Origin of the sequence: Mesorhizobium sp. M4B.F.Ca.ET.214.01.1.1, assembly GCF_004791545.1 — a bacterium.
GTDB classification, from domain to species: Bacteria; Pseudomonadota; Alphaproteobacteria; order Rhizobiales; family Rhizobiaceae; genus Mesorhizobium; species Mesorhizobium abyssinicae.
Map to the genome: position 1 here is coordinate 23,624 of NZ_SRUX01000001.1, position 21,183 is coordinate 44,806.

The 21,183-nt window shown below is 61.3% G+C and carries 17 protein-coding genes and 2 pseudogenes; 2 read left to right on the forward strand and 17 right to left on the reverse strand.

The features are described from left to right. Nucleotides 1-219 precede the first annotated feature (219 nt). The 11 genes and pseudogenes from EN857_RS00130 to EN857_RS00180 all read right to left on the reverse strand — a co-directional run bounded on the left by EN857_RS00130 (nucleotide 220) and on the right by EN857_RS00180 (nucleotide 12,007). Entirely contained in the window at nucleotides 220-1,650 is a 1,431-nt protein-coding gene (locus EN857_RS00130) for an FAD/NAD(P)-binding protein (RefSeq protein WP_091600474.1), read from the reverse strand. Then, a pseudogene (gene ssuD, locus EN857_RS00135) lies at nucleotides 1,647-2,822 on the reverse strand (FMNH2-dependent alkanesulfonate monooxygenase). Before ssuD ends, EN857_RS00130 begins: the two are co-directional and overlap by 4 nt. 32 nt (nucleotides 2,823-2,854) lie before the next feature. Further along, on the reverse strand, nucleotides 2,855-4,102 hold the full coding sequence (locus tag EN857_RS00140; protein WP_095517101.1) for an SfnB family sulfur acquisition oxidoreductase: 1,248 nt from the start codon (nucleotides 4,100-4,102) through the stop codon (nucleotides 2,855-2,857). Next, on the reverse strand, nucleotides 4,099-4,890 hold the full coding sequence (locus tag EN857_RS00145; RefSeq protein ID WP_091600476.1) for an ABC transporter ATP-binding protein: 792 nt from the start codon (nucleotides 4,888-4,890) through the stop codon (nucleotides 4,099-4,101). The genes EN857_RS00140 and EN857_RS00145 overlap by 4 nt, the downstream gene beginning before the upstream one ends. A 66-nt stretch (nucleotides 4,891-4,956) precedes the next feature. Next, complete coding sequence (locus EN857_RS00150) at nucleotides 4,957-6,288, reverse strand: ABC transporter substrate-binding protein (RefSeq protein ID WP_091600477.1); 1,332 nt, start codon at nucleotides 6,286-6,288, stop codon at nucleotides 4,957-4,959. A gap of 53 nt (nucleotides 6,289-6,341) precedes the next feature. Beyond that, a pseudogene (locus tag EN857_RS00155) lies at nucleotides 6,342-7,390 on the reverse strand (branched-chain amino acid ABC transporter permease). Between the two features lie 3 nt (nucleotides 7,391-7,393). Beyond that, the gene (locus EN857_RS00160) at nucleotides 7,394-8,290 is read right to left on the reverse strand and encodes a branched-chain amino acid ABC transporter permease (RefSeq protein ID WP_127318264.1); all 897 of its coding nucleotides are present in this window, start codon (nucleotides 8,288-8,290) and stop codon (nucleotides 7,394-7,396) included. Continuing rightward, a complete protein-coding gene (locus EN857_RS00165) occupies nucleotides 8,290-9,192 on the reverse strand; it encodes an ABC transporter ATP-binding protein (protein ID WP_091600479.1) in 903 nt (300 codons plus the stop codon). Before EN857_RS00165 ends, EN857_RS00160 begins: the two co-directional genes overlap by 1 nt. 56 nt (nucleotides 9,193-9,248) lie before the next feature. Further along, the gene (gene sfnG, locus EN857_RS00170) at nucleotides 9,249-10,349 is read right to left on the reverse strand and encodes a dimethylsulfone monooxygenase SfnG (protein ID WP_091600500.1); all 1,101 of its coding nucleotides are present in this window, start codon (nucleotides 10,347-10,349) and stop codon (nucleotides 9,249-9,251) included. Nucleotides 10,350-10,374: 25 nt separating this feature from the next. Further along, entirely contained in the window at nucleotides 10,375-10,971 is a 597-nt protein-coding gene (msuE, locus tag EN857_RS00175) for an FMN reductase (RefSeq protein ID WP_091600480.1), read from the reverse strand. 538 nt (nucleotides 10,972-11,509) lie between these two features. Then, a complete protein-coding gene (locus EN857_RS00180) occupies nucleotides 11,510-12,007 on the reverse strand; it encodes an amidohydrolase family protein (RefSeq protein ID WP_342028483.1) in 498 nt (165 codons plus the stop codon). 602 nt (nucleotides 12,008-12,609) lie between these two features. Between EN857_RS00180 and EN857_RS00185 the strand changes: the two genes are divergently transcribed. Next, entirely contained in the window at nucleotides 12,610-14,757 is a 2,148-nt protein-coding gene (locus tag EN857_RS00185; RefSeq protein ID WP_091600481.1) for a S46 family peptidase, read from the forward strand. Nucleotides 14,758-15,790: 1,033 nt separating this feature from the next. Here EN857_RS00185 and EN857_RS00190 read toward each other — a convergent pair. The 3 genes from EN857_RS00190 to EN857_RS00200 all read right to left on the reverse strand — a co-directional run bounded on the left by EN857_RS00190 (nucleotide 15,791) and on the right by EN857_RS00200 (nucleotide 17,608). Then, nucleotides 15,791-16,189, reverse strand: coding sequence for a hypothetical protein (locus tag EN857_RS00190; protein WP_091600482.1), 399 nt, complete (start codon nucleotides 16,187-16,189; stop codon nucleotides 15,791-15,793). Between the two features lie 565 nt (nucleotides 16,190-16,754). Continuing rightward, nucleotides 16,755-17,246, reverse strand: a complete 492-nt coding sequence (locus EN857_RS00195; RefSeq protein WP_091600483.1) for a hypothetical protein — start codon at nucleotides 17,244-17,246, stop codon at nucleotides 16,755-16,757. Continuing rightward, nucleotides 17,219-17,608 carry a hypothetical protein gene (locus tag EN857_RS00200; RefSeq protein WP_091600484.1) on the reverse strand — a complete coding sequence of 130 codons (390 nt, stop codon included), beginning with the start codon at nucleotides 17,606-17,608 and terminating at the stop codon, nucleotides 17,219-17,221. The genes EN857_RS00195 and EN857_RS00200 overlap by 28 nt, the downstream gene beginning before the upstream one ends. Nucleotides 17,609-17,733: 125 nt before the next feature. On the opposite strand from EN857_RS00200, the gene EN857_RS00205 reads away from it, so the two are divergent. Then, nucleotides 17,734-18,009, forward strand: coding sequence for a hypothetical protein (locus EN857_RS00205; protein ID WP_091600485.1), 276 nt, complete (start codon nucleotides 17,734-17,736; stop codon nucleotides 18,007-18,009). A 278-nt stretch (nucleotides 18,010-18,287) separates the two neighbouring features. On the opposite strand, the gene EN857_RS00210 is transcribed toward EN857_RS00205, so the two are convergent. The 3 genes from EN857_RS00210 to EN857_RS35425 form a co-directional block, all read right to left on the reverse strand. Continuing rightward, a complete protein-coding gene (locus tag EN857_RS00210; RefSeq protein WP_091600486.1) occupies nucleotides 18,288-19,475 on the reverse strand; it encodes a DUF2235 domain-containing protein in 1,188 nt (395 codons plus the stop codon). A gap of 676 nt (nucleotides 19,476-20,151) precedes the next feature. Beyond that, entirely contained in the window at nucleotides 20,152-20,634 is a 483-nt protein-coding gene (locus tag EN857_RS35420) for a hypothetical protein (protein ID WP_245521657.1), read from the reverse strand. Then, nucleotides 20,586-21,179, reverse strand: a complete 594-nt coding sequence (locus tag EN857_RS35425; RefSeq protein WP_245511239.1) for a patatin-like phospholipase family protein — start codon at nucleotides 21,177-21,179, stop codon at nucleotides 20,586-20,588. Before EN857_RS35425 ends, EN857_RS35420 begins: the two co-directional genes overlap by 49 nt. Between the last annotated feature and the right edge of the window lie 4 nt (nucleotides 21,180-21,183).

Here is a 21,183-nt window from a genome sequence, read left to right on the forward strand (position 1 = left end):
CGACCCGCCGCGGTGGGCTGATCGTCTCGGATCGTCATCAAAGCGGTGGACGCCGGTGCGAAGTCTGGGCATGGAGATCGGCACCTCCGAGGTCGAGCGGATCTGCTAAAAGCGCCAGGAGCGGCACGCGACCAGTGGCCTATTTACGACACGATGGGCTTCCACCTTCGCAATACGCTCGGTGAGTGTCATCTGGATAGCCTCATCGTGTTTGCAGCTTCACGACGCCTTACGACGCAACGCCGTTTGGTATCCAAGCCATTGGTGGATTTCAGCGGCTATACGCTCGGCATGCGCGGTGACTTCGGGAATTCCCATCAATTCGCCAACGCTGCCGCGCGCCAGCGGCCCGCTGACGAAAATGCTGTCGGTCGGTCGGCCGGAAGTGCTGACCGCACGGCCTTGGCTGTCGGTCGCCAGGCCAAGGCCAATCGGGTCTAGCCGGACCAGTCCCATTCGCCCGAGATCGGCAATTGCTGTGTTGGTCCGGAAAATATCGGCATGCGCCGGCCCGGTCGTGACGACCACCCTGTCGAACGTCTCGGTTGTCTGAGTGGGTTGGCGCCTTGGCCGCAGCGTGACCCGAATGCGCCCGTCGACCTGCTCGGCGCCGACGATCGATGCGGCGCGATAGGCGAGCATGCCTTCGGCAACGCGGCGATCGAGCACGTCCGCGACCTGTGGCGCGATGCGGAAGCGATGCACATCCCACAGCGTGCGCAAATGGCGCACGAGGCGGCGTTGCTCGTCGAGCGGCAGGGCCTGCCAGATGATTTGTCCCTGACGTCGGACGGCATCGAGGACCGGGTGCCAGTCTTCGCCCCGACGCTTGGCATCTAGGATCGTGGCCCGGATGCGTCTGAGCATCACTGTTGCGCTGCGTGAAGGCAGACTGATGAAATCACCAATCGGGTCGCCCGGGAGCACCGCGTGGCTGCGCGAACGATAACCATGACGTGACAGCGCGACGATGCGGCTACGATGCCCATTGCGGTCCAGCGTGGCAATGATATCCGCCGACGTCAATCCAGTGCCGACTACGAGCACTTGGTCGTCGCGGCCGATCGCTTGCAGCCCTCCGAGATCATAGGGATTGGCCACCAGCCGGGCAGCAGCAGCCACAGACCGCAGGGCCGATGGCAAGGCCGGTGGCGGATGCGTCGCCGCAATCACTAGGGCGTCGGCTGCGAGCGTCCTTCCATCAGCGAGAATCAGGATGTAGCCCTGGCCACTAAGCTCGACTGACGCGACGGCGGACCTGACATGACGGATCACTTTGCCGAACAGAAAGGGTTGGAGATAAGATTCCACGTAGCGCCCGAAAACGCGTCGTTGTGGGTAGAGTGCTCCATTTGCGGCAATAGCCTCGGCATCGTCGAGAATCGCGCCGGTCTGCTCCAGCCAATCGGCAAAGTGGCTGTCCTGGCCGGAGATCAGCGTCATTCTCGACGCCGGCACATTGATGCGGTGTGAAGGATCGGCCGTCGAGTAGGCCAGACCATAGCCGAGCCCCTCTCTGGGCTCGACGACCACGATATCGGCAGCACCGGCGGGCAGCAGCCGCGCAAGATGAAACGCGGTCGCCGCACCGGAAAAGCCGCCACCGATGATGGCTACGACCGGTCCCCTGCCCAAGTCTCTGGCGCTCAAGACTGACTCGCGCGCAGTGCCGAAGGCCGATGGTCGCCGGCCACCGTTTCGCCGAACGGTCCCATGTTCACTGCCGTCGGGCGCGTCGAGATTTCATGATCGAGCGGCAACAACGGCAACACCAGTTCGCCAAACCGATAGGCCTCCTCCAGATGCGGATAGCCGGACAGGATAAAGCTATCGATGCCAATGCGCCGGTATTCGTCGATCCGTTCCGCAACTGTCGCCGCATCGCCGACCAGGGCGGTGCCGGCGCCGCCGCGCACCAGGCCAACGCCAGCCCACAGGTTCGGACTGATTTCGAGCTTGTCGCGGCGGCCGCCATGAAGCCGGCTCATGCGCGACTGGCCGACGGAATCCATGCGCGCGAAAACCTTCTGCGCCTCGGTTATCGTGTTGTCGTCCAGGCGGCTGATCAGGCGGTCGGCATCGGCCCAGGCCTCATAATTGGTCTCGCGGACGATGACATGCAGCCGGATGCCGAAGGTCACCTGGCGCCCGGCTTTCTCGGCAAGACCGCGCACATAGGCAATCTTTGCCGCGACGTCCGCCGGCGGTTCGCCCCAGGTCAAATATTTGTCGATCTGTTCGGCGGCGACCGCGTTAGCGGCATCGGACGAGCCGCCGAAATAGAGCGGCGGATGTGGCGTCTGCACGGGCGGAAACAGTAGGCGACCGTCCTCGATACGGAAGTGCTTGCCTGCGAACGCTACGGTCTCGCCGCGAAGCACCGCCTTGTAGATGTCGAGGAATTCCCGCGTCACCTCATAGCGCTCGTCATGGCTGAGGAAGATGCCGTCGCCCTTGTTCTCGACCGGATCCCCGCCGGTGACGACGTTGATGAGCAGCCGTCCGCTGGAAATGCGGTCGAGCGTCGAGGTCTGCGCGCGGCTAGCGTCGGCGATTGCAGGCCCGGCCGGACGGCGACAAGGAAGCGAAGCCGCTGCGTCAGCGGTGCCAGCGCCGACGCCACGACCCAGCTATCTTCGCAACTGCGTCCTGTCGGCAGCAGCGCGCCATAGTAGCCGATGGCATCGGCGGCTTTCGCGACTTGGGTGAGATAGGGCAAGTCGACCGCCCTGCCCCCCCTCTGAGGTGCCGAGATAGCGGCTGTCGCCATGAGTCGGCAGAAACCACAGGACCTTGATCCTGTCGGGAGTGGCAATGCTCATGAATGGTCCTCTGTGATTTGGAGGCGCTTCGCTCAGCTCCAGGCATGGAGCGGCGGATTTACGTCGTTGAGGTAGTAGTTGCCGAGGATCGCGTATTTCCAGCGCACCGGATCGTGCAGCGTGTGGGTGCGGGCGTTGCGCCAGTGCCGGTCGAGATTGTGCTCGGCCAGCGTCGAGCGTGTGCCGGCGAGCTCGAACAGCTTGTTCGTGGCAATGATGGCGATCTCTGTCGTGAGGATCTTGGATTCGGCAACCGCGATCTGCGCTTCCGCGACGGTCTTCTCGTTCGGGTCGGCCACGGCGCGATCTACCGCAAGCCCGGCCCTTTCCAGAACCGCCTCTGCCGCGTTGGCCCGCAGGCGAAGGTCGCCAATCGCCTGGATCGTATAAGGATCCTGCCAGGCATGATCGACGCCGCTGTCGATCCAGGCGCGCGACTTGGTGCGCACGAAGCCGACAGTCTCGTCGATCGCCGCCTTGGCGATGCCGAGATCGACCGCGGCCTGGATGATCTGGAAGATGGCGCCGTCGGCCGTCGGCCTGTCATAGCCCTTGTAGCCGGGGACAAGATGCGTTTTGGGCACCTTGACATTGTCGAGCAGGACCGTGCCGGACAAAGTCGTCTTCTGTCCGAAGCTCGACCAGTCGTCGATCACCGTCAGTCCGGGCGCGCCGCGATCGGCGATGGCATACCAGGCGCGCCCCTCGTCATCGAGCGCCACGATCGGAACCAGATGGGCAAGCAGAGCACCGCTCGAATAGAATTTCTGGCCGTTGACCACGACATGGTCGCCGGCGTCGACGAACTTTGTCTCGAAGTCGGCCGCGCGCTTGGAGCCGAACTCGGAGAACGCGTTGCCGAAGCGCGTGCCGGACAGCACCTCAGCGAAAAGCAGCTTCTTCTGCGCCTCGTCGGAGACGGTGCGGATAGCGGCGACGACGCCAAGATGGTTCTGCGGAATCTGGCCGAGCGACGGATCGGCCGCCGAGATGATGGTGATCACCTTCGACAGGGTCACATAGGAGAGCTCCGGCCCGCCATAGGCTTTCGGCACGTTGATCGACCACAGGCCGCTCTGCGAAAACGCATCGAGCTCTTCCTTCGGCCAGATGCGTTCACGATCCCGCTTGGAGGCATCCCTGGCGAATTCGGCGGCGAGTTTTTCGGCGACAGCGATTGCCTCGGCATCGGCCTTGATCACATGCGCCTTGGCAGAGGGTCGTTCGACCGGCGGGACGGCACTGCGGCTATCCGACGCCTGCCTGGATTGGATGGTCATGCTGCTGTCTCCTTGGGAAAATGTTGCGGTGGAAGCGGCGCGCCGCCGAGGTAGTAGGTTTTGATATCGGTGCGCTGGCGCAAGTCGGCAGCCGATCCTTCCAGCACGCTGACGCCGTTCTCGAGCACGGTGGCGCGGTCGGCGTATTTCAGCGCGACCGCCGAATTCTGTTCGGCAACGAGGATCGAAAGGCCTTCGTCGCGGTTGAGCCGTTTCAGGGCGCTGAAGATCTCGTCGACGATCAGCGGTGCCAGCCCCATCGACGGCTCGTCCAGAACAAAGAGTTTCGGCCGCGACATCAGACCCCGGCCGATAGCCGTCATCTGCTGCTCGCCCCCGGAAGTGAGGCCGGACCGGGTTCGCCGCTTCTCGGCGAGCCTTGGGAAAAGTGAATAGACACGATCCAGGTCCGCCTTGACGCCCGTGCGAGAGGACGAGCGTCCGAGCGCGCCGGTGAAGAGGTTCTCTTCGACCGTCAGCGAGCGGAAGCAATGCCGGCCCTCGAGGACTTGGACAAGGCCGCTGCGGACTAGGTGCGAGGGGCTTGCCCTTGAAACATCCTCGCCACCGAAGGTGATCCGACCGGCGGTAATGGCGCCGCGCTCGGCCGGGAGGAGATTGGATACGGCGCGCAGCAGTGTCGTCTTGCCGGCACCGTTGGAGCCGAGCAGCGCGACGATCTCGCCCCTGCCAACCAACAAGTCGACGCCGTGTAGGGCGGCGATGGCGCCGTTGTAGACAGCCTCCACGCTGCTAACTGACAGTATCGGGTATTCCGGGATGGACATCGATGACTCCGCTCGGGAAGGTGGATGGCGCGGCCGGCCAGATTTGTCGGCCGCACCATACCAAATTCAGTTGCTGACCACCGCGTCGGCGTCCTCGGCCGTGCGGATCTTGATGCCCTTTTCCTTGGCATACGCCTCGGACGACTTCTCGATGATCGGACGCAGCAGCTTCCAGTCGGGAGCGATCCAGTCGGAGACGACATTCCACTTCTTGCCGTCCCATTGCTGGAAGGTCACGTAGCCGTCACCCTCGTGATTGTCCCAGGAGACGTTGATCGAGTGGAACAGGTCCTTGGCGCCGAGTGCCTCGACGCGCGCCGGATCGAGCTTGAGATGCTCGAAGCCCCAACGCACTTCGTCGCCGGTCAGCGTGCGGTTGCCGAACTTGGCCTGTGCGATGCGGACCGCCTCGACATTGAGGATGCCATTGACGATGCCGAGATTGTGGTAGACCGAGCCGATGCGGCTTTTGTCCTCGAGATTGCCTTTGCCGTCGCCGTAGACCGTTTTGACGATCTCCTGGACCACCGGATACCGCTCACCCGAGGCCTGGGTGGTGATGGCCGTATAGCCCTTGGCGGCATCGCCGGCGGGGATGACATCCTCTTCGGAATTCGACCAGACATTGCCTATGATGTGATCGGCCGGGAAGCCTGTCTTCTGCGCGGTCTTCAAGGCGACGGGGTTCATCACGCCCCAGCCGCGCAGCACGACATAGTCAGGATGCTCGCGCCGGATGGTCAGCCACTGCGCCTGCTGCTCGTTGCCGGGATGCGGCACCTCGATCTGCGACAGCTCGAAGCCGTATTTCTGCGACAGCAGCTCATAGATCGGGATCGTCTCCTTCCCATAGGGCGAGCCGTGATAGAGCACGACGATGTTCTTGCCCTTGAGCTTGTCGAGGCCTCCTTCCTTGGACGCGATGTAGTTCACGATGCCGGAGGTCTCGCTGTAAGGATTGAGCAGCAGCGGGAAGACGTAAGGGAACACCCGCCCGTCGGTCGTGTCTGTGCGGCCGTGGTTGATGGTGATCAGCGGCACCTTGTCGTCGGTGATGCGATCGATCATGGCATAGGCGATGCCGACCGAGAGTGGATTCCAGGCAGCGATGCCGGGATTGCTCTTCAACCGTTCATACACCTCGACGCCCTTCTCGACCTCATATTGCGTCTCGCCTTCGCTCCAGGCCAGCTTGGCGCCATTGACGCCGCCGTCGCGGATGTTGATCAGGTTGAGATAGTCGATGAAGCCACCGAAAAAGCCGGTTCCGCCGGCCGCATACGGACCGACACGGTAGCTCTGCAGGGGAAAGTATTGTTCTTCGGCGTGAACCGCCGTCGCGCCGAGCACGAAGGCCGTGGCGATCGCCGCTTTTCTTAGGTGACTGAAGAAGGTCATTGCTTACGTCTCCTGATGGGTTGGTCCGAGCGGAGGAGGAAGTTGAGCGGCAATCAGCTGGACCTTGAGCCGATCCGTCGTTTGAGGCGGTCGAAGAGGGCCGACAGCCCGCTCGGTTCCGCGATGAGGAAGATGATGATAATGGCGCCGAGCACGATGCGCTGGCTCATGTCGAGAACGCCCGAATCGAACAGGCCGCCGAACAGGAATGCGCCGAGCCGGGACAGAAAGAGCGGGAGGACAACGATGAACGCCGCACCCAAAACGCGCCACGGATCGAGGCCAGCCCGCCGATGATGATGATGAACAGGATCTGGAATGAGCGGTCGAGATTGAAGCCTGCCGGCTCGACGGTGCGCAGATAGGTGAAGGCCCACAGCACGCCGGCGATACCGATGATGAACGACGAGATGGCGAACGCCAGAAGCTTGGTTCGCAGCACCGGCACACCGATGACGCGTGCGGCGGTTTCGTTGTCCCGCACGGCGATGAAGTTGCGACCGGTCGCGCTGTTGACCAAGCGCCAGACGAGGGCCGTCAGCACCATGACCGTGGTGACCGAAAGCAAATAGCGGCCGGTCGCGCTGTCGAGCGAAAGACCGGCGACGGCCAGGTGCGGCGCCGAGATCACCCCGGACGGGTTGTCGTTGGAGAACCAGCCGAACTTGGTCAGCGCCCATTGCACGAAGAACTGGGCGGCGAGCGTCGAGACGGCGAGGTAGAAGCCGCGCAGCCTGAGACTGGGCAGGCCGAACACGACGCCGAAGCCGGCGGCGGAAATTCCGGCCAGGATCATGGTCACCGCCAGCGGCAGGCCTTCGACCCTGAGGTTGAAATTGTAGGCGCCGAACGCGCCCACCGCCATGAAGGCGGAAGAGCCAAGCGAGAGCTGGCCGCAATAGCCGGTCAGCAAATTGAGGCCGACCGCCGCCAGGCTGAGCGCCAGGAATGGCAGCAGGATCGCCTCGACCAGATAGCCCGAAGCATAGGCAGGGACCACGCCGTAGGCGACGACGAACAGGGCGGTCGCCAACGCCAGCTTCTGAACGAGTTTCGCCCAGTCGACTGGAAGCCTTGCGGCGTCGAGAGCTTGCACGGCCATGGTTCAGACCCTTTCGACGGTTTTCTGGCCAAACAGGCCGGAGGGGCGCACCAAAAGCACAACCAGCGCCAGCGCATAGGCGAACCAGCCCTCGATGCCGCCGCCGACGAACGGGCCGAGATAGACCTCGGCCAGCTTCTCGCTGGCGCCGATGATGAGGCCGCCAACGATGGCGCCGAGGATGGAATCGAAGCCGCCAAGCACCAGCACCGGCAGCGCCTTCAGCACGATCAGCGACAGCGAGAACCGGACGCCGAGACGCGCGCCCCACAACAGTCCGGCGACCAGCGCGACGAAGCCGGCCGCCGTCCACACGGTGCCCCAGATGCGAGGCAGCCGCAGCCCGACGGCGAGGGCCGCGAACTGATCGTCGGCGACGGCGCGAAACGCAAGGCCGATCCGCGTCCAATAGAAGAAGGCGCTGAGGCCTGCGACCATGGCGGCGGCGATCGCCGCCGCCAGCAGGTCGAAGGATGAGATCAGTATGCCGCCGACCTCGAAGGGGGTGTCGTCGATGCCGAGGTCGAGCCCGTGCACCTGCGTGCCCCAGATAAGCTGGGCGGCACCTTCGATGATGTAGGAGAGCCCCAGCGTCGCCATGAACAGCGTCATCGGCGAGCGGTTGACCAGTGGCCTGAGCACGGTCCGCTCGATGGTGAAGCCGAGCGCGACCATGACCGCGAAGGTGATGAGCAGCGAAAGCGCGAAGGGGATGCCGCGTTCGACGAGGCTGACAAAGGTGAGCGCTGCGAACAGCACCATCGACCCCTGCGCGAAGTTCAGCACGCCCGACGTCTTGTAGATCAGCACGAAACCTATGGCGACAAGCGAATACATGACGCCAGAGAGCAGGCCGCCGACCAGCACTTCGATGACGAAGAGGAAATCATAGTAGCTCATCAGATGTCCTCGCCATTCTCGCCCTCGGCGGTGCCGATATAGGCCCGGATCACTGCCGGATCGGCCCTGACCTCGGCCGGCGTCCCGTCTGCGATCTTGCGGCCGTAGTCGAGCACGGCGACGCGGTCGGAGAGGCCCATGACGACGCCGATGTCGTGCTCGATCAGGATGATGGTGACGCCGTGCCGGTCGCGCGCGGCGCGCACGAAGCCGGCCATCTCGGCCTTCTCGGTCGCCGTCATGCCGGCCATCGGCTCGTCGAGCAGCAGCAGCTTCGGCTCGGCGACCAGCGCGCGCGCCAGCTCGACCCGCTTCTGCAGGCCGTAAGGCAAGGTGGCGACGAGGCGGTCGGCGACGCTTTCGAGATGCAGGAAGGCGACTATCTGATCGGTCTTTTCGGCGATTCCCGCATCTTCGCTCCGGGCGCGTGGCAGACCTGCAATATGTTCGACGAAACTGGCGCGCCTGGTGTGGACGCGGCCGCACGCGATGTTGTTGCGCACGGACAGACCGCCGAATAGCGCCAGGTTCTGGAAGGTTCGCGCAACGCCGAGCCGTGCTAGACGGCTCGCCGGCACCCGGGAGAAGGACTGCCCGCCGATCGCAATCCTGCCGCGGTCGGCGTGATAGAGGCCGCTGATGATGTTGATCAGTGAGGACTTGCCGGCGCCGTTGGGGCCGATCACCGCGCGGATCTCGCCGACTTCCACTTCGAGATCAACATCGCTCAGCGCCTTGACCCCGCCAAAGGAAATGCCGATCCCGCTCAGCGCGAGAACCACATCCGGCCGTGACGACAGGCGTGCCAGACGCCTGTCGCCGACGGGGTTAGCCACCGCGAGGATGGCGGAAATTTCGGACGCGCGCTCGTATGCGGCCGCTCCCAGCGAAGCACCAATCATGAAACATTCCTGCTTTTGAAGGCGTGTCGGCTGCGGCCCCGTGGGCCGCGCCCGTCCTATTCCGCGGCGACAAGCTCCCTGTCGCGAGCTGCTTCCAGTTCGCGCACCAGAGGAATGACGCGCTTGCCGAAGAACTCGACCTCTTCCTGGAAATGCAGGAAGCCGAGCAGGATCAGGTCGGCACCGGCGTCCTTCAGTTTCAGGATGCGTTCGGCGATCTGTTCCGGCGTGCCGATGAGATTGCTGCGGAAGCCGTCATTGTACTGAACGAGATCCTCGAGGGACGACTTCGCCCAATTGCCTTCGCCTTCCGGCGAGGCCTTGCCGGCATTCTTGACCTGATCGGCAAAGCCCTGCACCGCCTCCGGATTCGCCTTGGCGATGATCTCGTCGAGCACGGCGCGCGCTTCCTGCTCGCTCTCGCGGGCGATGGCGAAAGCGTTGACGCCGATCCTAACCTTGTGGCCGTTGGCTTTCGCCTTGGTGCGGATGTCGTCGACCTGCTTCCGGATCTCCTCCGGGGTATTGCCGTTGGTGAAATACCAATCGGAGACACGAGACGCCATGTCGCGAGCGGCTCGCGACGAGCCGCCCTGGAATATCTCGGGCAAGGGCTCGATCGGCTTCGGCTTCATGGAATAGTTGGTGAAGCGGTAGAAATCGCCCTTCAGCGTGAAGCTGTCTTCCGTCCAGATGCCGCGCAACGCTCGGATAAATTCCTCCGACCGGCGATAGCGCTCGTCATGATCGAGCCAGAGTTCGCCAATCGCGGCGAACTCGCCTCGGAACCAGCCGCTGACGACATTGACGGAGACGCGGCCATTGGTCAGGTGGTTGATGGTAGCGATCTGCTTGGCCGCCAGCGCAGGGTTCCACGGACCGGGCAGGATCGCTGCGATGACCTTCAGCGTTGTGGTCGCGGCAAGCAAGGCATGGCTGAACGAGACTGATTCGTGCTGGTTGTCGGCCCCATAGCCGGCTGTGAAACGGATCTGGCTCAGCGCATAGTCGAACCCGTTGGCCTCGGCAATCTGGGCGAGCTTGCGGTTGTAGTCGATATCCCAACCCGTCCGCTGCTCGATGTTGGAGATGACCAGGCCGCCGGAGACGTTCGGGACCCAGTAGGCGAATTTGATGGCGTCGGAATGCGAACTCATGTCGTCGTTTCCCCTGTTGATTGGCTCAGCCGACGCGGGTGGCGACGGCGGCATTTGCGTGACTTGAGTTGAGCAAGGAGACCGCGTCGGTAGCGGCCCTTGCAATACGCTCGATGATGGCTGCGCCGACGATTTCGCCATCGACGAAATCGTCGGGCGTGCCGTAGACGCCCGTAGGGACGGTGACAGAGCCAAAAAAGCCGAACAATGGCCGGAGCTGATGTTCGAGCACCAGGCCATGGTATGGGCTCCCGCCGGTCGCCGCGAGAAGCACGGTCTTGCCCGTCAACGCGCGATAGTCGACCAGGTCGAACAGGTGCTTGAGAGCGCCAGTGTAGGAAGCCCTATAGACAGGCGTTCCGACCACGAGCAAATCGGCCTTCTCGACACGCTGGATAATCGCTTCTCCAGATGCGCCAAGTGCGCCGCGGGATAGTCCGGCGAAAAGCGACGGTGCTGCCTCCGTGATCTCAATCAGACCGGTGTCGGCAAGCAGGCGCAACGCGACCGCCTTGACCAGCGCATTGACGACCGCCGTGGTGCGGGACGGGTTGCTTACACCGCCGGATATTCCAAGAACCGATAATCGTGCCAAGTCATCTATCTCCCACACATGCGCCATAGGCCACCACCGAAACCAAACGATATTCTACGAAATCTGTAGACATAAGGTACTTTGTTCTGATGTTTTCACGTCAATGGGAAAAACGGCGCTGCTAGGAGCGGCACGCCCACCGCATTCGATCTCAAATGGGATTAACTTGGCAGGGGCCGTAGGCGTCACCCGCGAGTTCGACTTTGGTGAAAACAGGCTCCGCCGGCGCGATATGAGGAATGTCGTCCAGCCGTTTGTGACAGCGCTCTCCACCGATGCCACGCAATCAAATGAGCGCGTGTATTATGACGGCTAGGCGTGCGAGAAACGTCCTCAGGCATTGCCCTACGAAGGAGCCGATATTAGCGCCGAGATTTCAAGGCTGGTCAGGGACGATTGAGAGTTTTGAGCACCGGCAGCACGAAGGCGGCAATCGCAGCGTCATGCCTTCGGAACCATCGGTAGCTGCTCAATACGTTCTGTTGTGCTCCTGCCTGTATATGTGTTGCGTAATTCCCCTGAATGGCAACGGATTACCTGCGTCTGGTTATTCATTCTTCACCACTCACCCGCCCTTGATGATCTTTCGAAGCCGGGCGGGATCGGACAAAATCGCGAGGTCCTTCAACGGATTGCCGTAGACGGCGATGAGATCTGCGTGAGCGCCAGGCGCGATGGTGCCGATGAGGCCTTCCATGTTGAGCACGCGGGCAGCATCCACCGTCGCGGATCGGATCACGTCCCGAGGCTTGAGAACGCGGCCGCGCAGAAGAAATTCCTCTGATTGGTGCCTATGCATCTGGCCAAGCAGATCGGAGCCGTAGCCCATGGTCACGCCAGCGCTTTGAAGCGTTTCGAGCGCCGACAAGCCGGCATCGAGAACGAAGCTCACCTTTTCAAGGGATTCGGCGGACATGCCGTATCTGGCTCCGTCCCGAGCGACGACAGCAAAGGTGATGTTCGTCGGGACGACGAACGCGCCTGCCTCGCGAACCCGGTTGGCGGTTGTCGCTTTGATGAGGTTTCCATGCTCGATTCGGATGGTCGACGTTTCATCCCAGATTTACTTTCGCGCCTCACGCCGGCACTCGCGCACATAGTCCGCCGGGTTATGTCGCCAAGCGCCGAGCGGATTTGCGGCAAGGGGAAGTCCGGGCACTCCTCGCACCCTCGTCCTCGCGCAACACCGCACGTAACAGAAACGATAGCACGCATTCTCACAATTAACGACGGCTGTTCGGCAGTGGGCTTCGTCGCGAGCGAGGACGAGAGTGTCGGGTCTACAACCAAATGTCGGAGGTCGGACCCAAATGTCGGAGGTCGGACACGCAAGGCCCTTACCACGTAGGTGATTGAAAGCTTTATTGACGAGGCGCTCCAATGGCCGGCCCGCAATGCGGGAGATATTGTTAGAGGCGTCTCGAATGACTTCTCCGCGGGACCCGAAGGGCGTCTCAGGCATCCTTTGGCACGATTAGTGCAACGGATGATCCGCAAACGTTGCCGATACAATGTGAGGGGAGCGTCACCCAGATTTTTGTGTTGACCGTCCACTCACTCTTCACCCAGTGGCTGCCGCGCAGGCGCTTGCGGACGCCGGTCAGCCCGATAGCTCATCGATCCAGATCAGCGGAGAACAATACACAGAATGGGAACGAGATCAGCATGAACTCGAATTTTAGTCGTTTGGCCCAAGCCACCGCTATGAACTTGCTCTGGACGTCGGCGAACGAAGGCATGTGGATGCCGGCCCAGATTACGGAACTTGGCGCGGCCATGCGCGCGAATGGACTCCAGCTTGATCCCGCGCAGCTCAGCCGTCTAGACACTGCCCCGCTCAACGCGATCGTATCACTGGGCGGATGTTCAGCTTCCTTCGTCAGTCCGCAAGGACTGGTTGCGACCAACCGTCACTGCGTGCTGGAATCGATCCAGTACAACAGCAAGGAGAGTCAAGACTATCTCACCAAGGGATTTCTAGCGAAAAGCCTTGGTGAAGAATTACCCGCGGTGCCCGGCAGCCGCATCTATGTGATCGAGGATATCCGTGATGTGACCGCCGACATGCTCAAGGGCGTATCGGACAAGCTGAACGGCTTTGCCCGCTATGAGCGGCTCGACAGGAACCGGAAGGCGCTGATCGCCGCATGTGAAGAACAGCCCAATCGCCGCTGCGACGTGGAGTCCTATTATGGCGGCGCCTCCTACTATCTCCAGCAGAAGCTCGAAATTCAGGACGTGCGCCTAGTCTATGCGCCCGCGCTCGGCATCGGTAACTTCGGCGGCGAAACGGACAATTGGACGTGGCCGCGCCACACAGGCGACTTCGGTTTTTACCGCGCTTATGTCGCTCCTGATGGTTCCTCCCGGCCTTATGCGCGCGACAACGTGCCCTACCGGCCGAAGAGCTGGCTGCGCATTGCCTCTAAAGGCGTGCAAGACGGCGATTTCGTCATGGTCGTCGGCTTTCCCGGAGAAACCAATCGGTTCCGCACGGCGGATGAAGTACGGTTCAATTTCGCGCGGTACGAACCGCTGTTGCAGCATTTGCTGTCGGATTATGCGGCCCAGATAAACCAAACCACGGCAGGCAATCGAGAAGCGCAGATCCGCTACGCCTCCATCCTGCAAGGCGTGGAAAACTACAAGAAGAAGTTGGCGGGCGATCTCGCCGGGGCCAATGCGATCGGGCTCGACGTGCGCAAGGCGATCGAGGAGAAAGCTTATCTCGACTGGGTCGCCGACGATCCCGCGCGGCAGGCGCGCTATGGCGCAGCGATCGGCGAACTGGGCGCCATGGTGGACGAGAATAGCCAGGCCTCGCTCGAGGGGCTGCGCCAGGCGCTGCTGAACCGCGCGCAAATGCTCTCATCCGCGCGCACTCTGTATCGCTGGGCCAAGGAGCACGAGAAGCTCGATGAAGACCGCGAACGCGGCTTTCAGGATCGTGACCGTAACCAGACCGTGGATCAACTGACGCAGATCGAACGCGGTTACCTGCCCGACATCGATCGCAAGCTATTTGAGGCCGCGCTCGATGAATATCGCCGGCTAGACGCAAAGGACCGCGATACTGCGTTCGAAACGGCTCTGGACCAAATCGGCCTTGACCGACTTTATGCAGAAACCAAACTCGCCGACACGGCCACGCGGCTCGGCTGGCTCGACAAGCGGGCTGCTGCCTTCGAGGCGTCGGACGATCCTTTCATCAAGCTGGCGGTCGCGCTCTATCCCGGCGACATAGCTGCGGAGCGCGCGGCGAAGGACCGCGCTGGCCGAGCGCAGGCGGCGCGCGCGACTTATATGCAGGGCCTGCGCGCCTACTGGCAGGCGATTGGCCGGCCGGTGTATCCCGACGCGAATGGATCGCTGCGCATCACCTGGGGCAAGGTGTCGGGGCGAACACGCGACGGGCAGATCTGGACGCCATTCACCACGGCTGAGGGACTTCTGGCCAAGCACACTGGCAAGGGCGAGTTTGATGCGCCCGCCGCCGCCGTCGCTGCGATCCGGGCCAAGAATTATGGCCCCTATGTCGCGCCGGAGCTGGGCACTTTGCCGGTCGACTTCATGTCCACGGTCGACATTACCAATGGCAATAGCGGCTCGGCCACGCTGAATGGGCGCGGCGAGTTCGTCGGTCTCGCCTTTGATGGCACGCTCGATGGAGTGATCTCCGATTGGGCATATGCCGCAGACCGCAGTCGAAGCATCCATGTCGACAGTCGCTTCATGCTTTGGACCATGGACAAGATTGACGGCGCTGCCTGGTTGCTCAAGGAGATGGGAGTGCTGCCGGCGTCGCGTTCATGAGCGGGGTAGTCTGGCGGTAGGCGGCCTGTCGGCGTCATACCTCCACAAATCCCCCTTGGAATTTTAGACAAATCCCGTGTGGAAGCGCCGCCTCAGCCGGTCTTGCAGCGCCTGCCCGGTCGGCGACGAGGTCGTCGCAGCGACCCGGCGCCGCTGCCCGGCCATCAATTGTCCAATCGGCGCCCACGTGCCAACACAAACACGCCGCAGTCATAAGCATTCGGCTGTCGGGTCATGGGGGCTGCCTCGAAGGTGCCGTTCAGCACCCTTGCGAGCTGGTTTGCAGGCTCGTCGTTGTGGCCCTGTCCGGGAGGAGTCGTGGTGATAGGCGACCCGCTCCGGGTTGCGGCCATCAACGAGCAGCAGCGAGCAATGGGTGCTGTCGCTGGTACGATTGCCATTGCTCACTGGCACGAATAGGAAGTCGGCTGGGCCGACAGCTCGATTATAGATGACCTGCAATGTCTCTTGCGCGTTCTGCGACCCTGCGTAACGCATTTGATCCACCTCGCGACCCAAGTTCCATGTTCCAGTCTGCCAATTATGCGACTTTAGAAGTACAAACCATGAACGCTGTGGCCGCGTGGTTATTGAGTTCCAATCGCTATTTAGTCTGCTTGCATGTTCCGAAATGACCGCGTTGGGCCCGCAAGCTGACAGGCGGCTTTGCGGACCACTGGGTAGAAAGGAGTCATCCGCCACGACGTTGCGCACAGCCCGGAGGTGCAACTCCAACGCATGATGCGTATCTTATAGCGAGTTTAGGTCTATATGGAACTCAAACGCACCTCCGGTCTGCAGATCACCACGTCGTATTCAGCGCGTGCGCATTTTCGAGAAGTCGGCACCGACGACTAGCAGGTTCTCATGTTCCATCTTGGCCCCTCCGGCATCATCCTTATTGATACTGCTTGGCACCATGACTTCGAACCTGACCGACGTCACAAGGTCATCGCTCACACTCGACACCCACGCTCAACCGGAATCGTCAATATGCAGCAACATTTCTGCATCGACATCAGCTGATACGTCATCAGCAATAGTCATCGATCGAGTCGCCAAGGTCCTCTCCAGCTAGTTCGCAGAAGTGCTTCAGAGCGCCCTTGAGACTGAAGAAGGTGAATTCGCTTCGGTGATGGAAAAGGCCATCATGGATTGAAATGTGGGCCACTGCCCAATTCTTTATGGCGTCGCCGGCAAAATGAGTGAGTACGATCAGGTCATCGTCCTTGAGATTCCGGTCGACGACGAGGCTCGTGGAGAGCTGGTTGCGCGCGAAGATACTTCCGAAAGAGAGGCGCGATTCATAAAGAAGAAGGGCGTCGTCGGTGAATTCGTCCGGGCACGCCGGAAATTCGGTTGGAACCTTCCAGCGGACCTGGACCGCAAGAGGGGTCAGAGATGGGTAGAGTGTTTCTGCCTGGTTAAGCATTCTTCAATCCTCGCGGCGTGAGTGCCTCAATGATCAGCCTTGCCGAGAAACGACACTTGGTAAAGACTTGCGACCGCAAAGATCGGGTGGCCGTGTCACTAAATGCATATAGCCCTAGCGACTGCTATACCTGATTGAGTGTTGCGCGCCCGCCACGCTCGGACTGAGCGATTTGACGGCGATGCTTGCACCGTCAACAACGTGATTCGAGACAGCATGAGACATGGCTGCATGAGTGGCCCAAGGGTCACCGCCTAACCCGTAACATCCTGAAATCCGTTGCGGCCTGCTTGGTGGCGAAGCCGTACGTCCACCACCCTTGCCATCGACGTCCAGACGGATCCCCTGGATCGGCAGCTTTCAGGAAATGGCTTGGGCAATTCGAGCGGCTGGAATGAGGCGCAAAGCCGCCGTTCACCTCTCCTTCGAGTCAGCGCTCCGACCGGCCAAAATCGTCGAGGCCTCCAACAAGGTGAAATGGGTATTTCACACTGACGCGCAACCCGGGGTGATGAAGGTATGCCAAAACCCACCGAGCCTGATTGGCGATCCAGCGTTAGCCGTCTCAACCTGAAATCGCGGCAACGTTTGCCGACGACTGATCCAATGCCAACCGCTCCATTTCCGGGCGACTGTGTTCACGGGCGGCAAGAATCTGGGCTCTTGTCTGCTTGAGTTGCTCAAGACCGAGAACCAAGGCGCCCTGCAGCCGCTTGCGGTCGCCGAGAATATCCTGGTCAATCTGCGCGATATCGCGTGGATCGATCGCGCGTGAGGGATCGAAGACAAAGCGGGCTTCGACGGACCTTCGCCAATTTAACAACTTCTGCGCCGTTTTGGGTTCGAATCCGGACACGCTGTAGAGCTTGTTCCTCTCGACATCGAGCGCTGTTTCGACGCCATACGACTCCAGGACCTGTTTCTTTCCCGGTCCGATGCTCTCGATCTTTGCCGATGAGATTTCAAAGTTGTCCAGGAACCGGTGCAGTTGCGCCTGACGGCGGTTGCGCTCGAGCTCCGAGATCCTGGCTACCGTTTGGAAGGTAAGATGTCCCATTCGCGCCTGAGCCCGGCGAGCACCGTTTTTTGCCTGTCGAAGGCATCCGGCCCGGCTCTCTGCATCCACGTGGTTTGCGCGTTTTTCCACTGGGTGGCGGCCTCGCCGGCGATGCGCCGGTATTCCGCAGCCTCACTGTCCCTGTTCAAGAAACCTCTCAACCCCAGAAAAACCCCCAAGGCAATGCCCAGCACCCAGATCTGCGCCATCATCAAGCCAGCGACGCCGACTACTGCGGCCGCTACTCCTGCCCGGAAGTTGGTGCGGCGCGCGTGCCCCTTGAGCTTCAAGGCGTTGGGATCTGGTGTCACATTCTTCTCGGGGACGGTCGGCACCGGCCCGGGATGCGGGATGGCGTCCACCTGCGCTGGAATCCGGCGATATCGAAAAGCGTCGCCCCGCTGGCGGGAACAACGGTTGAGAACAGCGGGACGCCAGTGGCGCCTTCCATTTTGCACCAAGGGCACGGCGATGAGCCAAGTGACCAGTGGCTGGAATTGGCGGAGCACTGCTTGAGGTTCGCTTCAAGTTCGGCCAAGGCAGCCACCCAGTCCCGGGCCACGGGCCTGCCAGCCGACGTTCCTTTTTGCGAGAAGGCATCCTCAAACATTTTTGCAAGTCGTGGGCCGACGGTGGAACGCGCCCCGAAACCCGAAGCTTCTTGCAGGCCGAGAAGGAACTGGACGGCAAGGGCTGGCTTCCCGCAGCGTTGCGGGCGACGGTCAAAGTAGAAAGCGAAAGTATGGCAATCGCCGCCGACTAAGCACGGTTCGCATTCAAGGTCAGGGCAGCGATGCCCCGACCTTGAATGCGTCCGGAATGTCTTTCGAGCCGGTATCGAACCCGCCAAGGCCAGGCGAGCGTGCCCCTGGCCCGCCCCTCGCGCTCCCCCTCCCGTCTGAGGCAGAGCGCAAAGCATCTACTATCTAGGTGGACGACGTTTACTCCATTTCCGCCCACGGCGCATCTTTCGCGCTCTGCATGTCAGCCGGAACGGCCAGATCCTGGAAGCAGACGGCGGCACTGCACGCCACTCAGCGGTCAGTGGATCTCGCCAACCGCCTTTCCAGGCTGTTCGGCATCGACCCAACCCATCACCGCGTCAAGATCGACGCCCTTGCGAGTCGACCACTCAACCAAATTGGCGGGCCGGTAGCTTGACGAGTGGCGATACCGCTCGAAGACCGAGCCATCAATCGTCTCATTGACATTGATGTACGTCGCATCCGGGTCCCGGCCGGGAGGGGATGCAATGGGCCGAAGATGCCTCTTGCTGAGGATGGCGTAGGAGCCGCGCATGAACTCCCGGTAAGAGTCTGAAATCGGAGCGTCGAGGGCCCCGTCGTCCACCTCGATGTCGCTCCTGAACGCGAGACCGTGGGACCGGGCCTTTTCGATGATCCAGCTGAGAGGAGCCTGTGCAAGCAGATCATTCGGGTATCCGCCGCCCACATTACCGTGGGCGCCAGCAAACCAACGCTGCTCGACACTGCTGTAGGGACGCGGCGGTGCGATCACCGCCTGGGGATCGGTAGGGATTCTCTTCGTCCATAACGTCGGCATGAAGCTGTTGCGATGCTCATCGAGGGCAAGGGCGTGAAACGCATTCTCGATTGGCACCCTCAAGCCCGTGTCCAGAAATCGGAAACTGGTCCGACTGATGCCTTCCCAGCTGAACGCGGGAATGCCGAGCGCGCCGACAGTGTCCCAGACGGCCACCAGCTTGATCGGCACGCGGCGGGAGTATTTCAGCATCCAGCGTTCTTCCAGGGCAGAGGCCTTCAGCGGGCCTGCGACCAAGTCGTCATGAAGCTTCCACACGGTCAGCGCGTCGCGTCGGCGGTACCGGGCGAACAACTGGTTGACGCTTAACGGGGCACCCGGCCTCAACAGGCCACACTTGGTGATAAAGCCTGTCAGAGAACGCGCAGTGAAGGCGCCACGGCTGAAGCCGAACACGAAGATGTCGTCACCATCGTTGTAGTTTTCGACCAGCCACTCATAGGCATCAAGGATATTCCTGAGCAGCCCCTTCCCAAAGGCTCCGCCAATGACTCCGTTCACCCCGATATCATAGTAGGCGAGCTGGGCTGGGTTTCCGGTGTCTTTCGTTGAACACAGGGCGCGCAAGCGCCAGACATTGGTGTTGTCCGACACGGAATTCCAGGTTCCATCAAGGAAAACCGCCAGCCGCTTCTTACCCGGTCCCGCTGCCGATAATGATTCCATTTCGCTTCCTTGAAAAGGAAGACAGACCACGACATATGGCGGCTGTCCAGCGGTCCTAAGTCAGCGCCCTCCGGAGATTCTGTCCGGTTGCTAAGAAGGTGGGGTAACGCGGCCACAGATGGTGACAAAGGCTGAACTGCCCCAAGCGGCACGAGGCGCGAACAAGATCGAGTAGTCGCGGCTGCTGGTCGTGGGCCGGCCGATGGTGATCATGGACACGCCGACGTAGCTCCCGGTCTTGAAGCGGCCGATGAATTCGACAGGCATCGCCTATGTAGCGGAAGCACCCGTCGCGCCGGTCGAGCTTGAACCTCAGTGTCGGGTTCGGTTGCGTTGGTTCTTCCTGGGCCCTTGCCGGAGCAGATATGAGAATGGCGGCGCCGACAGCCCAGAGCAGCGGCCATTTGGAGGCACTATGGCGCATCACTTGGTCTCGGGGTCGGGCTCACCAAAGGTCTTCACGAAGATGGCCTTGCCAGTGCCTGAAATTTGCTTCTGGATGTCCCAGTCGAGCTTGCTGTCCCTGATGTAGAGACTGAGGGTACAAATCTCGCCGCGGCAGGCACTTGGCGTTGAGGACTGCTTGTCCTGGATAGAATATGAGGCGATATATCCAACGATAACGTCCTTGCAGTCCGTGTCGGGTAAGCGGCAAGGCGGCGCGTTTGACACTTTGCTACTTAAGGAGTTCCGGTGCATAGGATTTGACGCGTGCCATCGTGAGGGCCCGACCATGTCGCACCAAAACCTCATGCTCTTCGGCCTCCAATCTCTTTAAATCTGTTGCCACCAGCGAGGCGAAAGCGGCGTCGCCAGGCCGTTCCTCGCCTACCCGGCTGTCGATTGAAAACCAGATGGGTTTCGGGCCCTTTTTCGCGTCGTACGACAATTGCAGACGAGCAAATTGAAGACCTCTTACCTGCTCCATCATGATGTTGATCGCCTCCTTGAGCACGATTGTCCCGGACTCCGTCGGATGAGGGGACACGGCGAACGGCTTGCCGCCATCACTTACAAAACACACATCGACGGGATTGCGCCGCGCTCGCATCAACGGGTTCACGCCCAGATTATCGTAAATGCCTCCATCGCTCAGCGTCGCGTATTCGCTCAGGGAATTGGGATAGATGTCGGCATTGAGCCGTAGCGGGGGAAACACGGGCGGGAAAGCCGAGGATGCTGCCACGGCCAAGCTGATTGGTAGTTACTCGCATTCGCGGTGCCGCTCTCGTGCTCCCCCATCGTTTCTCCAGCGTCTTCTCCGGGCGCCAATGCCTTGCCTGCAACAAAGAAAAACATGTTGCCGGTGGCCAGGTTGGTGGCGTTGAGATAGATTCGTGGACCATCTCTGAGAGCGGATAGCCGTGCACCCGCGAACAGATCCCGATCGTAGCTTGCGCCAAGCTTCTCCAGGCGTGTTTCGAAGGGGTCCAGGATACCTCCGATGATCGAAGAGACGGCGATCGACTTTGTCAGCAGATAGTCCGAAAGGCCCTTCAGCACATCCTGTTTGCCCCAATTCAGCGCCAAGTAGGCGCCTGCCACGCTCCCGCCGCTCACGCAGCTGATGAGATCAAGCTTGTCGAGTAAGTCGAGTTCCTGGAGAGCCGTAAACGTCCCTACATGGAACGCGGCAGCACGAAACCCGCCCCCCGAGAGCGCAATTCCAAGTTTCTTGGTTTCGCCGTTGATTAGAACGACCATCGTA